The organism is Streptomyces sp. NPDC013317 (genome assembly GCF_055563155.1).
Genome location: NZ_JBVHDX010000028.1, coordinates 30,085 through 45,075 on the forward strand (window position 1 = coordinate 30,085; position 14,991 = coordinate 45,075).

A 14,991-nucleotide genomic window follows, 5' to 3' on the forward strand; every position below is an offset into this window, starting at 1 on the left:
ACCTCATCCACAACACCGACGACAGCATCAGTCTTCGAGCGCACGTCAACGGCAAACTCGTCACCGCTGAGAACGAGGGCACCTCACCACTGATCGCCAACCGCACGGCGGTCGGATCCTGGGAAAAGTTCGACCTCATTCAGAACTGAGCGTCGCTCACCCTTCGAGCGCGCCGCGGGGCAGGCATGCACAGCAAGCCTTCTGCCGGATGCATATAGGGCAGATGCAAAACAGCACTGCGCAGGTGGCCTGATCTCTTGTCACCTGATGAATGTCAGCCTCCACCCTGCCTCGGCCTATGCCCCATCTGTCGAGTACGAACTCGGCGATGCCCCGTAGGAAGCCACCCCATCCGTAGGAGGGCTCTTGCAGATCCTGACCAAAGTGAGCCGCGGAGCACTGCTTCTGTGCGTACTGACCGCTCTGCTCGCTCCGCCTGCAGCGAGCGCGTCCACCAGCACGCTGGCGCCGCTATCGATCCGGCCCGTCGCGAGCTTCACCTGGGTCTATGACGACTCCGGGACCGGAGCTCATGAGGACATCTCCATCTGGCGTCCGAGCCTGACTGGCCACCCCGGCTACTACTCACTCGGCGACGTTGCAATGGACTCCCACAGCACCTCGCCGGCGAACACGTTCATCGTCAGTGGACCGAGTGAAGTGCTGGCTCAGCCCGTGGGCTACCAGCTCGTGTGGACGGACCGCGGGTCTGGCGGGACACATGACGGGTCGCTCTGGGCGCCGGTCGCACCACAGGGTTACACCTGCCTGGGCAACGTCGCAGTCCGCGGCTACGACAAGCCCTCCACCTCCCTGATCCGGTGTGTGAAGTCGGCGTATGTGGTGAAGGGCGCTGCTCTGAAGATCTGGGACGACAGCGGATCGGGCGCCCGCATGGATGCGGGGATATGGCAGTCCGACCCAACTGATGCCGGCGGCCTCTCCTCCTCAACATTCGTGGCCCGTCCCTCGCATACCGATACCGGCGGGAGCAGCCTTTACCATGTGCTCAACGAGAGCATGACTGATGCCCCGATCATGTCAGGCACGCCAGTCACTGCCGACACCGCACGATCTCTCGCCCCCCGCATCTGGCTTCACCCCAATGAGAAGTTCTACCCCGCGAATGTTCAGTACCACCTGGCCAACGTCCACGAAGAAGGCGGTCACCTGGTCACCGACCAGCCCCTGGGCTGCGACTCCTGCGCCAACCCGCCGTTTCTGCACGGTCAGCGCCCGGACCGCCAGCCAGTGAGCACGTACGCCGAAATCGTGCGCCGTACACATGAGGGCGCGCCATCGAATGTCACAGACATCATTTACTGGTCGTTCTACAACTACAACCAGGGAAAGGAGGTCTGCATCGGCTGGGACGCACCAGTGGGGTGCATCGGTGGCGTGCAGAGCTTCGGCAACCACGTCGGTGACTGGACCCACATGGTCATCCGGTTCGTCAACAACAGGCCCAGGCAGGTCTATTACAGCCAACACTCAAGGGGAGCTCAGTACCACTACGGTGACAAGCGCGTCCGCCTGGCTGAATGGCGCCCCGACGCCTACGCAGCGCTAGGTAACCACGAGGCGTACCCCAACGCTGGGATACATGTCTACCAGGGCCTTCCCAATGGGGGCGTACTGGCCGACGAGACCGCCCGCGGAGTTCTGTGGGATACGGCATCCAGCCTTGTGCCCTTTTCGTGGCAGCAGCCGGGCACCTACACCGGGTCACTGGCTTGGCTCAACTTTCTTGGCCGCTGGGGCAATCCGGCGTCCGGCTGCCTGCCCACTCCAATCGACGAGTGCATCCTCAATGACGGTCCCACTTCACCGATGGCCCGCAGTTACGCCCAGCCGCCACTCGGACCGCTGCAATAGGTAGATCATTCTTCGCGGCCTGCGGCAGCCTCACGCAATGCCGCAGACCGCACTTCTCCTGGCCCCAATCATAAGATCCCTGCTTTGCGCGGTGTCGAAAGCATTACATGGGTGTGTCGCTCAACGTCATGGTTGGCACCACCGCGTTCTTCCAGCTTTGAGTATTCATCCCCGTCACCGCGACGGTTCCGTCGAGCGAGGTGCCGCATGTCGGCAGCAGCAGGCCAGCGGACACCGCATCGGCCATCTGTGCTTCAAGCTCTCCACCTGGTGCGCCGGCTCCCACATCTCTGAAACCCGCCAGCTGTCCATCATGGGGGGAACATGAGGCCCAAAGATCGTGGTGATCATCGCCTCAGTCCTCGTACCAACCCCAGCTTGGGCGCGCCACCATCTTCCCTGGAGAAAATGCACAGCGTGCGTCGGGGTCCTCTGATAGGGATCGCTACCGCTCGGCGCACAGTCATCCAGTGGCGGCCCAGGGACATCGAGGACAGTATGGCCGTGTGAGGGTCCAATTCCGGACCCTGGATGGCCGCTGCGAACGGTAAACCACGCAAGAGGTGAAGGGGAAGAAGATGGCTCTGAGGTTCGGTGTACTGGCTCTTCTCACGGCCCAGGAGGGCAAGGAGGCTGATGTGGCCGCGTTTCTGCGCAGTGGCCGGGAGATTGTCGAGCAGGAACCCGGCACCCGTGTCTGGTATGCCTTCCAGGTGGATGCCTCCACTTTCGGGATCTTCGACGCGTTCGAGGACGAGACTGCCCGCCAGGCACACCTCACCGGCCGCATCCCTGCGGCGCTCGGCGAGATCGGAGGCAAGCTTCTGGCCGGAGACCCGGACATCCGCCTGGTCGACGTTATCGCTGACAAGCCGGTCACCGCCGACTGACCGCCCCGGACCGCCGGCACAGGCCCTCCCGCTCAGCCTGTCGAAGGCCCGGACCGCCCGTACTCCGGTCCGGGCACTTCTCTCCACGACATCACTTCACCACCACCGACAGGCGGATCCACCAGATCCGCCATCTGCCATCCACCCTTCAGCGGGATCTCGTCAGCATGGTGAAGCCGGCGGATCTCCGCCCAGTCCTCCACGCTGATCACCACTCCTCCCGGCCTGACTCAATGAGTCAGACCCTGAAGGGGTCAACTTTCAAGCGTCGCACTGGTCCACTTTCAGCCGTAGCCGACATCCCGCCACGGGTGCAGCCCGCGGCGCAGCGCCTCGCCGAGCGGATTCGGCTGATCGCGCCAACGGGTGCGGACCGCCGCCGGTGCCATGGAAGAGGACATATACGGTAGGTATGTACACAACTGTTCTGGTGGATTCTTCTTAGCCGGAACCCATCCACCAGGAGCTCACCCATCTGTCAGCCCAACCGCCCGACGGGTCGGAATTGGGCTCACTGGGTCGGGGCACATGAGGCCCATGTAGGCCACCGACCCGTCCCACGTGGTGTAGTAGGCGCCGATGACCCCTGCCGTTTTGAGTGCGTGCTGGCAGCGTTCGCAGGGGCGAGCCATCACGGCATCCCCAGCAGCGTTGATCCGAGCCACGTACAGGACGGTTCCTATCGGGTTGCGAACCCGTCGCACTGCCGCCTCCTCCGCGTGGAAGGTGGCGTGCCGAAAGTCGATGCGGGGTGAATTGCGACGCCTATTGGTCCTGGCTGCAAGCACACGGGGGCCGGACGCGACGACCGCGCCCATCCGGTACCTGCACAGGGAGCCACGGGCGGTTTTCATAGCGAGTTCGATCAGTGAATCCATGTGCACCTTCCGGTCCAAGGCGTATTCGGTGACGGTCGCTGCCACGGAGCCAGGGCTTCGAAGAAGGCTTCGAATGCGCCTGCCGGCGGCGGGCCGCTTCTGGGTCGTCTGCACTGAAGCAAATCCCTGGCAGGCACCGCTCAGAGCACTGCACATGCAAACCAGACTCTGCTTCGCTGGAGCGCCGCCTTCATCTTCCGTGTTCCTTGCTCACTCTGGCAGATGCGTACCCGGCGATCCCCGCGATCGGGGAGTACGGGCGGGAAATCGTCTTTGCCCAGATGGGAAACATTTCCTCGACGGCGGCTTCGGGCCGCCACGGCCACGAAGATCAGGACCGAAGCCCCGACGGCACAGATCAGGAACGCTGCCAGCCGCGTGCGTCTGCGTCATCTGTTGACCGGTCAGCAAGGCGCACCCGCGCCGGACTCCCACCCGACCGCACAGCCGGACGATCCGCATCTACTCGTATGACCAGCGGCGATCCCGATACCGTGACTGATCGGCCAACAGCAACGGTACGAAATACGCGCCGCCAACGCGCCTCGCAACGCACGGAAAGAAGTCTCTACTCAACGGCCGCGAGCGTGTTTACCTCATCACCTTGTTCTACCTGCGAGCGCCCGCAGGTACAGGACGTGGGCCCTCCTCGGGGTCGAAGGCGCGCTGGGGGCACGCGGGATGGTTCAGTCGGTTGTCGGTGGCACTTCTCGATCGTGCTGCTGAACGAGGCGGTCTCTGATCAGCTGGGCACGCCTGTGGTGATGACATGGACGACGGGGGTGTTGGAGTTCAGGGGAGCCGCATCAAAGCGTCCTATGAGTTCCGGGCCGTATCCGCGGTAGCCGGTGATCCGCAGCCGTCCGTCGTCCACGGTCAGCAAAGCCAGGGCCTTGGGGCCGAACGCGGGCACGATCTGGTCCGCGGCGCACTCGACCACATCCTGCATGCCGATAGCCTCGGACAGGGCAGTGGCCAAGTGAGTGAGGTGGTACAGCGCTGTCGCGCCGAGGAGCCCGCCCGGCGACGGGGCCGCCGTTGGCGCATCGTCCGGCTCCCCGCCAGTGGGGGTGATGTGGACGCTGATGCCGCTGTCGTCCAGGTAGAGCTGGAAATACAAACGGGTGTCGGGTGGGCGCGTGGCGGTGAACGAGGTGGGCCGCCGGGTGACCACCGCCTGGCGGTAGCGGTCTTCGAATGCCGGGTCGTACAGCCACAGGAGCACCTCCCAGGGGCGTTTTCCCAGCAGGGAAGCGGCACCGGAGCCGACCAGCTCGGCGCCGGCCGGGTTGATGAAAGTGAGCCGGCCGTCCAGGTCGAGCGCGCAGCATCCCACGGGCAGCCGGGCGGCGAAGTCCAGGGCGGCGTGGGCCTGGGCCGGGCCAGCTTGGCGGGGGTGGAGCGCGGGAAGCACGCGGAACTCCTCACGGGGCCGGATTGCACGGCCGTCGGCGGCCTGGTCAAGGAGCGTTGCCGCCTGGCGGCAGCAGACAGCGATCGTCTCCTGTTCAGCCGTGCTGAGCTGCGGCGGGTGCCAGACGGCCACAAGAGCACGATGCCACCCAACGCTGCGGTGCCGCTGGTGATAGGGCGGCAGCCAGCCTGAACTCGTACGGCAGTACAATCCCAAGCCGGGGATAACAGCGGGCGAGTTCTTCCGCTGGCGCATCGCGTCTGCCACCGGGATCCCGGCGTCGACCGGGATACGAGCCCAGGGGGCGTCGATCTGTCGGGACACCCCGGAGACCAGCACCAGGTGCAGCACCCGCTCCCCCGGTGGCAGCAGATAGACGAGGCCCACCGATGCGCCGGTGTTCCTCACTATTTCGGCCAGGACAGCGTCCGGCACCTCTTCCCCATCGCTGGGGGGCGGGGCGCCGCATGCCCGTCACCCGCACCGGTCATTGGGCGAGGAGTCGCGGCTACGGCCGAAGCGACCGCGGGCCGCCTCGGCGCTGATACCCAGCCCCGCGCCAATCTGCGCCCAGCTCGCTCCAGCCTGCCTGTCGGCCAGCACCGCAGCGCGGACCAGCTGGCCTGCCAGATCAGGCACCCCGGCCACGGCAGCGCAGTGCCATCCCGGCTGCGGCGGCTCCAGGGGAAGCCGCGCGACACGTGTGACGTGCAGAAGCAAGAGCTCACCGGCCATCGCCACTCCCCCCCGTGCGGGCGCCGCCTCCTGCCACCGGCGCCGGGCACGCCACGCTGCCTGTCGATGCGCCCGTCGACAGTAGACGCGCCCGCGGGCCGCCACTCGACCGGAAATCCTGCTACCACACCAGTCACACCACATACCACTCATATGCGGACGATATGTCCTCCATGCTGTGATGGCACTTAACTCTTCTCTGGCAATCGATCTTGGGTTGATTCGCGAGCCGGAGGATGAGTGAGGCGAGGTGGGCTCCGGCTTTGCAGCGGGTGGCGACCTCGTCGAAGCGGGTGGCGATCGCGTGGAACTGCTTGCGGCGGTTGAAGCAGCTTCGACCCGTTGCGGCTCTTGTAGAGCTCGCGGTCGAAGGCCGGCGGCCTGCCGCCGGCCTGTCCACGCCTCACGCGGTTGGCTTTCTGGTCGGCCCGTTCTGGGATGACCGCCCGGATGTTCCTCAATGAGCAGGGTCTGGCGGATCGCGTGACGAGCACGTCTTGTCCGCGATGACCACACCGTGCCTGCGGGGGGCGTCCGGCGGCGGTCCGGGGACTCTCAGGGCCCTATGCGAAGACGGTGGAGCTGCTGAGGTTGCCGGGCGTAGTCCACGACGGCCAGGGGCAAGGCCCCGGCCGTCGCAGGCGAGATGAATTTGATGGTCAGCCCGCCGCGGGACCTGCCGAGCGCATGCCCCGCGGCGCCTCAGGTGCCGGATCTTCCAGTTCGTCACCCGTCGCCCCTCTTGGGCGCCGACGGCGTGCTGGTGGGCTCGGCTGATGGTGGAGTCGACCGACACGGTCCACTCCACAGTTCCGACGGAATCGTCCCGGATCTGGACCTGCTCCAGCAGGCGGGCCCGCGTGCCATCCGCCTCCCAGCGGGCGAACCGCTCGCAGACGCCTGCCACGGCCCATAGGGCTCCGACAGGTCACGCGACGGAGCACCGTTCCGCAACCTCCTACACCCCGTTGATCACCTACCGGTGGTCCCGCCCCAGCCGACCACGCCTATCAACGCCCGGCAACAACGGCGATATCCGTGCCCATGCCGCATCCGTCAGCTCACCACGAACCACCACAAGATCAATTATCGGGCCCTAGGTGTATTGCCCTGCAGCGTTGTTGAGGCCAGAGATGGCGGTTGTAGGTGTGGACGAAGTCTGCCAGGGCTTCGGGCCCCTCAGTGTTCGATGCGTAGGGCCGCTGGTAGGCCCATTCGTCGAACAGGGCGCAGTGGAAGCGTTCGACCTTGCCGTTGGTCTGTGGCCAGTAGGCGCGGGTGAGTGCGCCCGTGGTGCCGAGGCCGGCCAGGACGGCCTTGGCCAGGCCCTTGCGTTGCCAGTCAGGACCTGCTCGCTCCGCACACCAAGCAGACCTCCTCAAGCCCCGGCGGCTCCTGCGCAAGCCGCGCTCCTCGACGACCCGCACGAGCCCCGTCCACGCCGCCGTCCTCAGAATCAGACCGAGGAAGGAAAGACTCAGGGCCAGCACACTCACATTAGGAGAAGCTCGGTCGTCATTCCAAAGTAATCTCAAACTCTTCTCCGGACTCCTCCAAGTATTCCATCCATTCGTTCGCTACACCTATGTCATTCACCTCATACTCCTCAATCTCGGCGCCCCCTTCTTCCGAGATCTCCTCATTCGGGTCGGGGAATTCTTCCATGCCAATCAATTCCTCTCCTCAATCTGCATACTGTTCAACTGCAGGCCGTTAGCCACCTTTGGCTCGACCCTGCCATCCCCCCAGATCACAACTTCAGCTCCGACCTCCTCGGGCGCCCCGGGGGAAAAACGATTATGAATAAGAAAATCGAAGCTGAGAGTGATCCCCGAGGCCCCATCGCTCCAGCCCGCATTCCTGCTTCCCGTCACTTTCCCGTCCACCCAGATACCGCGCGGCCACGTGAGCTGACCACTATCGGAAGGGAAGGTGATATCGAGAAATGAAATCTCGGCGCTGGATGGATGGGTGGCCTGCGGATACATTTGAAAGAGTACCTCTACCGGGAGCTTCACAGCTGCTCTGCCGTGGAAGATTTTCCTCGCCGTCTTCAGACGGAATAGGAAGTCCCTCTGCCAGTCAAAAACTACTTGAAAAGTCTTGTAGGCAGGATCGTATTCCGCCTCTTCAATAGTGGATGCGGGAGCCCCCGTAAAAAATAGATGCCCCTTTTCTCCGGACTCAACTTCCCACGTGAAATCCATTGCAGTTCCATTCTTGCCTCGTAGTGTCACGAATGGCACCAAGGACACCGGCCTGCCGCCGCAGCGGAGTGTGTCACCCCCTGGTCAAGTGAAGCGAATTATCGGAATCGCTCAGGCTCCTAAGGGGCAACCTTTAGAGCAGTACTCGCGGTACATCCGGACGGCCTCATCTCGATTCACTCTTGGACGGTTCCCGCCAGTGGTGCAGCCGGGCATCTCCTTCGTGACTCGGCATCTCAAAGATCAGAGGCATCGCCTCCCGTGCACGGGGCGGAGGGCATATGGCGGCCACTGGGGCGGCATGGATGACCCTGGCAACAGCCCGCCCGGCGGGCGATCGAGCGTGAAGAGAAGATGGGGACTGTGGCGCGCCGCGACTGGCCGGATCGCACTCGTCGTTCACTAGATCACGCCGCCGCACGCGAGGACCTCGAGCCGCACGGACCATTCGCCCGTGGTGTGCATACTCGGCCGGGGCGCAGATTTGGGTTGTGGATGGCCGGCATGTTCTGCCCCGGCCCCCGCCCGTCTGGCCGGGATCTGGTCCCTCCCTATGCCCAGATTGCAGGCCGATCGCCTGATCTCGGGAAACGTTCACCCCCCTTCGACAACGACGTGACAGGAGTTCATCGACTCAACGCTGTCCGGTTGACCGTGTACCTGCTGCCCCGCTACACAGCCCTTGCTCAGCAGCTGGCCGCAGGGGAGCGTCGAACAGTGGACGCCGGAGAAGGGGGCGGCGAGCGGGATATCAGTGACGCCGTGGTCAGAATGTTGAGTGCGGACGGCGTTCCGCGCCGCAGCGCTCGGCGAGGACCATCTTGGAGCAGCCACAACCTGGTCGCGTCTCAGTTCATACACCCTATGGCATGAGCAGGTCACTCTGGATCCGAGTCGAGCCCCTACGGCGAGTGTCCCCAAACGATCCGGGGTGCACGAACAGGATGCCTTGGAGTACCAGCCGGTCCGAGTACCGTTTCCGTCCCGGCTGCGGGGCCTGCCCTCAGTCCCCCGCAGCAGCAGGCTCAACCTCCCCCACAACTCGACATCAACTCCGTCGCTTCAGCCGCACCCTGGGGGCGTATCGAAGATCAATTTCGTGGGAAGCTCCAGGGGAAGACATCCCCAACGGGTTCCCGAAAGTTCCTAGGATCATGCTCCGTCCCCGGTCATACTGATCCGTGAATTGGTGAGAGTCACAGGAAAACATTGCAAAAAATTGCCTCCAGACATTCGACCTACCGGCTGACACTCTTAGACGTCAAGGCAAATCCCTTCAGGCAATTGACGGGATGATGAATCATTCCCCGGCGATCGAAAGAGCGCGGAAAATAGCCGACCTACGATGAAACAAAATAGGCACTGCATTCTCCCATTCTGGTCGCTGCGATGCGGGGGTACTTACTGCCGAGAGATCGCTCCGCTTGGCGATTTTCATGGACCTGACGCTACCGTACCTGCATTGCATTACCCTCTTCAACTTTTTCAGGAGGCTCCGATGGAGGAGTTTGAGACACCCGCACGTGCGCAACTTGTAAGCCTTCTTAAGAGACAAGGATTTGACCAGAGAAGCGCGAAGAGAGCAGCAGAAATTCTCTCCCGGGAAGCCGGAAGCTACGAAGCTGCCAGGAGCAGGGTGGCCAAAGAAATTCTAGGGAGATCACAGAGTTTCGAGCTTCCTAAGCGCCCCCGGAAGCAAGCCTCAAGACTAGGAAGGGATCAAAACATAGAACAACTTTTCCGGAAAGCCGCTAACCATTTGGCCGAGACGATTAGTAGTCATCAGGGCAGCCCTGCAGCCCTCTTCATTAAAGTCAGGGAGAAGGTTGAGGAGGTTCTCATCACTAAGAAGCTGGTCGACCACCCGAAACTCACCTGGCAACAGGCAAGCGATAAAGTACTCGCAAAGCGAAACGATGCGGATCCTCTGCACCGATTCATCGATGAATTCCGGATCGTCACACATGAAAAGCCTTTGGCTCTTTCGGATGACGTGCAAGAGTCGTACAACCGGTCTATGGCCATCATCAATGACGAGATAAAGGCCACCATCGCCGAGGATCGGAAAGCCAAGCAAGAGCGCCTGACTGAACAGGAGAAAGAGGAGCAGAGGCTGGCTGACAAGTTTATCAGTGAAGCCCTGGGCGAGGAGTACGACGACTCCCGATCTGAACGGAAGGAGAAGATGGACATCATCGACAGAGATCAATATTTGATCCACGCAGAAGACGGAATAACCTATTCGGAAGTCGGCAGGAGCACTTCCGAGACGCCTCCGAAAACAGATCTCGGGAATGACGCATACATAATTCATCCGGAGGGAGAGGAAGAGAAAGGGAAGAAGAATTAGTTAGCCCTTCTCCGAAAGACCGCCAGCGATCTAGTTGAACTACTGGTGCAGCCGAACGGTTCGTACATTTAGCGTTGCCGCGAGGGGGCGGCCACCCGGGAGGTCGCATTTTAAGTAGCCAGTGGAAGGTCGTGCAAACCTCGTATACTCGTTGACGCAAACAGTTTTAGATCAATCAGGAGGAAATCCATGTCAATTTCCGATGAAGATCTGGCGCAAGCACTTCGGAATTATCTTGAAGAACCCGGTACAGAAGAAGAGGATACTCAACTTAAGGAACGGATTATCGCCCATCGGGCACGGCTGGGCGCACTATTCAAAGACTCAACATGGTTTGCTTCCGACAAGCTTCCGGGCCTGATTTCCGAATGGTTTCCATGGGATTCAGATATGCGACAGAATCTTGAAGCCTCTACGGGGAGCCGGACTGTTTTGCTTGATTGGCTGGATAGCGCCCTGGTGAAGCTCGAACAAGGAGAAGAATACCCGATACCCAACCCGTACTTCGCGGATATTCCTGGCACTGAGTACTGCAAGGTTTCAGAGGGAGAATGGGTTTACAGTTTCCAGAGGGAAGGGCGCGACTGGGCCAGTCTGCAGGAGCGAGAGTCCGATTGGGTCACCGAGCAGGAGCGAGAGTCCGATTGGGTCACCGAGCAGGAGCGAGAGTCCGACTGGGTCACCGAGCAGGAGCACGAACCAGACGCCGGCGAACACGATGACACAATTCTCTCCACCATCATTGAGCCCTATGGTGAAACCGGGCATTTCGTGAAGCTGACGGATGGAAAATATACGTTCGGCAGGACTCGCGAGACGGACGCATGGTACTCGGACTACAAGCATCTGCTAGCTTTTGTAGAGGAGTACACGGAAGTCATTGAGAAGATCATAAACGCGCATGTGGAGCTGCTACAGAACTTCCCGGAGGTTGCCGAATTCACGGAAACTCAGATAGGCGCGATTACATTTGGCGCCCTGGAGGATCTATCAGGGTGAGGTCCAACACAACCGCCCGTCGGGTCTGTAACCAGCTGCACCTTCGCTCCGTGCCAGCGCGCTGCGTGGGGCCGTCGGAGTCCAGCTGCCGCAGAAGCCACCCGCAGTGCGGCGAACCGGCACACGCAGATGCACCTCCCGTTACGAGTTCGTGCACGGGAGACGTCGAGCCTTTGACGGTTGATCATTGGCCGGGTGGTGAGAATACACGTCCCGTGCAGTGATCATCCGTAACGTAGGGACAGGGCCTGTCGGCCGATGTGACCGCTGAAGTCGTCGCCGGGGCGGGGCCGTGTGGCATGAGCGTCATCAGGGCAGACTGGCTCTATACAGCCAAAGCGGGCCAGGCGCCGACAGGTGTTCGTCAACCAGTGAACATTTTCGTCCGTCTCCGTCACGTGCCGCTTGCGATGAGCTGGGGCCTACCGATTGGGCAGCGTCTCGGCATTGCTACGAAGACGGGCATCTGTCGACACTCTGTGTAGAGACTGCCGACAAAAATTGGAGTTAGCACTCCCCTTGTTCCACTTGGGCTCTGCCACTCGCTCGTGACACACGACTTGTGCATTCGCACAAAAAGTGTTCGCGTTGCCCCGCAATGCATCATAATGGAGGGAATGAAAACTGGCTCCGGATGCCGGTCATGACCGGCATCGCCACCGCATTTGTCGGCCGCAGACACGAGCTCGAGCAATTGCAGGCGTGCGTGTCCGAGGTTCGCAAGGGTGTGCCCTGGATCGTGGCCGTAACGGGCGAGGCAGGCATCGGCAAGACCGCGCTGGCTCACCGGCTGGAGGACGACCTCACCGACATGAGCGTTTTCCGGGCGTCCTGCGACCCGTTCGAGCAAGATTACGCGTACGGAGTGATCGACCAGCTTGTCCGCGGACTATCGTCAACCGCGCTCGCGGGCACAACGCTCCTGGCCAAGGGCAATCTCACGGAAGCGCAGCTTGGGGGGGTCGGAGCCGAACTTCTCGGAGTCCTCACCACGGCCCAGCGGGCGCGTCCTGTGGTGCTCGTCATCGACAACGTGCAGTGGGCGGACGCTGCGTCGGTGGCTTGTCTGGGATTTCTGACCCGGCGCATGTGGCATGAGCGGGTGTTCATCGTGCTGACCGCCCGGCCAGACGGCGGCGCCCTGCCCGGTATGGACGTGGCACGGACTGGGTCACGGTGGCAGCGGATCGTCACATCTGCCGAGCACGGGTTGCTGCTTCCCCTGACCGGCATGGAGGAACACGACGTCCTTCAACTCGCCCGGGCTCTGCGCGTCGGGCCGCTCAGCGCGGCAGCGATCGGCCGACTGATCGCCCACACCCACGGGAACCCTCTTTACCTGCACTCCCTCTTCGCTGAGACCTCACTGCACGATCTGGCAGCCCCAGACTTTGCCCTGCCGACACCCGAAGCATTGACAGCCGTGGTGCAGCAGGCCCTGAACCGGCTCGGTAAGGAGAGCCGATGCCTCGTGGAGGCACTCGCCGTTCTCGGTGGAACGGTCCCTTTGGCGCGCGCCGCTCAGACCGCCGGTGTCGCCGACCCTGCGGCGGCGCTCAGCCAGGCTCTCGCTTCCGGCCTGGTCCAGTGGAGGCCCAGTGAGCCGCTGACCCCCATACAGATCAAGCACACGATGCAGCAAGAGGTCATTCTCCAGTCGATGCCCCCGACGCGCCATGTGGCGCTGCACGCCGCGGCCGCCGAGCTGGTGGACGCGAGCACAGCTTGGCCGCACCGCGTGGCTGCTGCCGCCGGCCAGGTCGATCCCACGCTGTCGGCCGAACTCGAAGCCGAATCCGACCGGCTCGCCTCCAGCGGACAACTCGCCCGAGCGGCTACCTTCGACCTGTGGGCGGCCGATCTTTCCGAGACCCCGGAGGAACACGATCATCGTGTCCTCAGAGGGGCCCTGCGCATCCTGCTGGCGAGGGACTATTCGCGTTGTCTCCGCCTTCTAGGAGCCGTGGAATCGTGCGCGCAATCCGCTGCCCGCACCTGCGCCCTCGGCGGGATCGCCTATGCAAAGGGCGACTTCCAGGAGGCGCAGTCGCACTTCGCAGAGGCAATCAGGACCGCCGAAGCCGAGGAATCCCCATCTGTGGCAGCCCTGGCATCCGTGCTTCTGGGCGCCACCTACAGTCGGCAGCACCGGCTGGACAAGGCAATGCCTATACTTCTGCAGGCTATCGGGCTCGACCTCCCCGCACCTCATGCCGTCAACTACGCACGCCATCTGATGACCCTGGCTGCAAAGAGCATCACCCGGCTGCCTCTGCCAATGCCGGACGCAGCACCGGGCAGGGGAGACGCCGAATCGGGCGCCCGGACCGAACTCGCGGCCGGCCTCCTGTGTAATCCGCGCGGAGTCCTTCGCGAAATGGCCAACGAGCTGCACGCCGGTTCCAGCAACCTCAGGCCGCTGACGCGCCGCCAACCGATCGGGGAGGCGGATGATGCGCAGATCTGTGAATACTTCATGCTCGCCGCGCTTCAGTACCTCGTCGGCATTTGGGAGGACGCGACCGTCACAGCGACCAAGGCGCTGGCGGCCGCCGCGCCGATCGGACAGTCGTTCGATTCTGCGGCCAGACACGCGGTCGCGTCGATGAAAGCGGCTGCCGAGGGAGAGTGGGAAGTCGCTGAAGACCAACTGCAGTCAGCCGAAGAGGCGGCCATGCGCACCGGGCTGCCGCTGGACCTGGTGTACCCGGTCATGGCAGAGGTCATCCTCGCCCAGGCACGAGGCGATGCCGATGCCATGAGCCAGGCGCTTGCGCGTCTCCCCGCACCCAGTGTCAGCAACTTTCAGAGCTGGTGGCTCCCCCTCCAGGTCGAGGCCTGCGCCTGGGCAGGCCGGCTGGAAGACGCCGCTGACGCGCTCGCCCGGCTCGAAGCCCTAGCCGAGGACGTGCCAAGCCTGAAGCTGACGGCGCGCTGGCTAGTTGGGGTGCTGGCTGAAGCCCACGGGGAACCGGACAGCGCGCAAGAGGCATACGAAACCGCGCTGCGCCTGCCGGCCGAGCCAGACGAACTCCCACTCCACCGCGCCCGGCTGGAATATGCCTACGGCAGGGTACTGCGCGCCGCCGAGCCCGAGGCTGCTCTGGAGCATCTCGACAAGGCGCAACGACATCTTCTCTCGGTCGGTGCCCCCTCTCTCGCCGCACGTGCCGAGAGCGACGCGCGCGAGCTCAGCGGTCTCAGCAAGCCATCCCCCACGACACCCGCGCCCGCATCTGACGGCATGCTGACCGAACGTGAGCGTGCCGTCGCCCTGTTGGTGGCCGAGGGAATGACGAACAAGGAGGTCGCCAAGCGGCTCTACATCAGCGTCAAGACGGTGGAATACCACCTGGGCAACATCTTCACCAAACTCGAACTCGCTTCCCGGCGTCAGCTCCGCACAGCTCACGTGTCCGAGCAACCTGAGGGGCCCCGATGACACTCATCGCTGCCGAGATCTCGCGCAGGGCAAGGTTCTCTGCCGCAGGATGGGCGGCGGGCGAACGTGTATACACGAATGTCAAGTGACAGCCTCCCTGCCGGTCTATGACCGTGTCCTATGTGGTGAGGCGGAGAAGTCGCTTGTAGCAGCAGAGGGCTGCGGTGAGGCCGAGGAAGGCCAGGTAGTTGCGGGGATGAC

General features: G+C 62.9%; 10 protein-coding genes and 2 pseudogenes. 5 read left to right on the forward strand and 7 right to left on the reverse strand.

All coding sequences use genetic code 11. The annotated features are described in order from the left end of the window. Positions 1-366 precede the first annotated feature (366 nt). Positions 367-1,875: a Vps62-related protein gene (locus ACZ3IJ_RS35935; RefSeq protein WP_467475388.1), complete on the forward strand. Its 1,509-nt coding sequence runs from the start codon at positions 367-369 to the stop codon at positions 1,873-1,875. 103 nt (positions 1,876-1,978) lie between these two features. On the opposite strand, the gene ACZ3IJ_RS35940 is transcribed toward ACZ3IJ_RS35935, so the two are convergent. Further along, positions 1,979-2,122: a hypothetical protein gene (locus ACZ3IJ_RS35940; protein WP_467475390.1), complete on the reverse strand. Its 144-nt coding sequence runs from the start codon at positions 2,120-2,122 to the stop codon at positions 1,979-1,981. 331 nt (positions 2,123-2,453) lie between these two features. Between ACZ3IJ_RS35940 and ACZ3IJ_RS35945 the strand changes: the two genes are divergently transcribed. Then, positions 2,454-2,765, forward strand: a complete 312-nt coding sequence (locus ACZ3IJ_RS35945; protein WP_467475392.1) for a putative quinol monooxygenase — start codon at positions 2,454-2,456, stop codon at positions 2,763-2,765. 467 nt (positions 2,766-3,232) lie between these two features. Here ACZ3IJ_RS35945 and ACZ3IJ_RS35950 read toward each other — a convergent pair whose 3' ends face one another. The 6 genes and pseudogenes from ACZ3IJ_RS35950 to ACZ3IJ_RS35975 form a co-directional block, all read right to left on the reverse strand. Next, a complete protein-coding gene (locus ACZ3IJ_RS35950) occupies positions 3,233-3,799 on the reverse strand; it encodes a hypothetical protein (RefSeq protein WP_467475394.1) in 567 nt (188 codons plus the stop codon). 586 nt (positions 3,800-4,385) lie between these two features. After that, a complete protein-coding gene (locus tag ACZ3IJ_RS35955) occupies positions 4,386-5,492 on the reverse strand; it encodes a PAS domain-containing protein (RefSeq protein WP_467475396.1) in 1,107 nt (368 codons plus the stop codon). Positions 5,493-5,980: 488 nt separating this feature from the next. After that, positions 5,981-6,870: pseudogene (locus ACZ3IJ_RS35960) on the reverse strand (IS5 family transposase). A gap of 55 nt (positions 6,871-6,925) precedes the next feature. Further along, positions 6,926-7,072 (reverse strand): annotated as a pseudogene (locus ACZ3IJ_RS35965) (integrase core domain-containing protein); the annotation flags it as partial. A 235-nt stretch (positions 7,073-7,307) separates the two neighbouring features. Then, complete coding sequence (locus tag ACZ3IJ_RS35970) at positions 7,308-7,457, reverse strand: hypothetical protein (RefSeq protein ID WP_467475398.1); 150 nt, start codon at positions 7,455-7,457, stop codon at positions 7,308-7,310. Positions 7,458-7,462: 5 nt separating this feature from the next. Then, the gene (locus ACZ3IJ_RS35975; protein ID WP_467475400.1) at positions 7,463-7,999 is read right to left on the reverse strand and encodes a hypothetical protein; all 537 of its coding nucleotides are present in this window, start codon (positions 7,997-7,999) and stop codon (positions 7,463-7,465) included. A gap of 1,498 nt (positions 8,000-9,497) precedes the next feature. On the opposite strand from ACZ3IJ_RS35975, the gene ACZ3IJ_RS35980 reads away from it, so the two are divergent. The 3 genes from ACZ3IJ_RS35980 to ACZ3IJ_RS35990 all read left to right on the forward strand — a co-directional run bounded on the left by ACZ3IJ_RS35980 (position 9,498) and on the right by ACZ3IJ_RS35990 (position 14,790). Next, on the forward strand, positions 9,498-10,349 hold the full coding sequence (locus ACZ3IJ_RS35980) for a hypothetical protein (RefSeq protein ID WP_467475403.1): 852 nt from the start codon (positions 9,498-9,500) through the stop codon (positions 10,347-10,349). 189 nt (positions 10,350-10,538) lie between these two features. Further along, a complete protein-coding gene (locus ACZ3IJ_RS35985) occupies positions 10,539-11,348 on the forward strand; it encodes a hypothetical protein (RefSeq protein WP_467475405.1) in 810 nt (269 codons plus the stop codon). 643 nt (positions 11,349-11,991) lie between these two features. Then, positions 11,992-14,790: a helix-turn-helix transcriptional regulator gene (locus ACZ3IJ_RS35990; protein ID WP_467475407.1), complete on the forward strand. Its 2,799-nt coding sequence runs from the start codon at positions 11,992-11,994 to the stop codon at positions 14,788-14,790. Positions 14,791-14,991 lie beyond the last annotated feature (201 nt).

Bases quoted from the DNA above. Each gene is read 5' to 3' on its own strand.
- ACZ3IJ_RS35940 (WP_467475390.1), bottom strand. From the start codon at position 2,122: ATGGCCGATGCGGTGTCCGCTGGCCTGCTGCTGCCGACATGCGGCACC.
- ACZ3IJ_RS35945 (WP_467475392.1), top strand. From the start codon at position 2,454: ATGGCTCTGAGGTTCGGTGTACTGGCTCTTCTCACGGCCCAGGAGGGC.
- ACZ3IJ_RS35950 (WP_467475394.1), bottom strand. From the start codon at position 3,799: ATGTGCAGTGCTCTGAGCGGTGCCTGCCAGGGATTTGCTTCAGTGCAG.
- ACZ3IJ_RS35970 (WP_467475398.1), bottom strand. From the start codon at position 7,457: ATGGAAGAATTCCCCGACCCGAATGAGGAGATCTCGGAAGAAGGGGGC.
- ACZ3IJ_RS35975 (WP_467475400.1), bottom strand. From the start codon at position 7,999: ATGGATTTCACGTGGGAAGTTGAGTCCGGAGAAAAGGGGCATCTATTT.
- ACZ3IJ_RS35980 (WP_467475403.1), top strand. From the start codon at position 9,498: ATGGAGGAGTTTGAGACACCCGCACGTGCGCAACTTGTAAGCCTTCTT.
- ACZ3IJ_RS35985 (WP_467475405.1), top strand. From the start codon at position 10,539: ATGTCAATTTCCGATGAAGATCTGGCGCAAGCACTTCGGAATTATCTT.
- ACZ3IJ_RS35990 (WP_467475407.1), top strand. From the start codon at position 11,992: ATGACCGGCATCGCCACCGCATTTGTCGGCCGCAGACACGAGCTCGAG.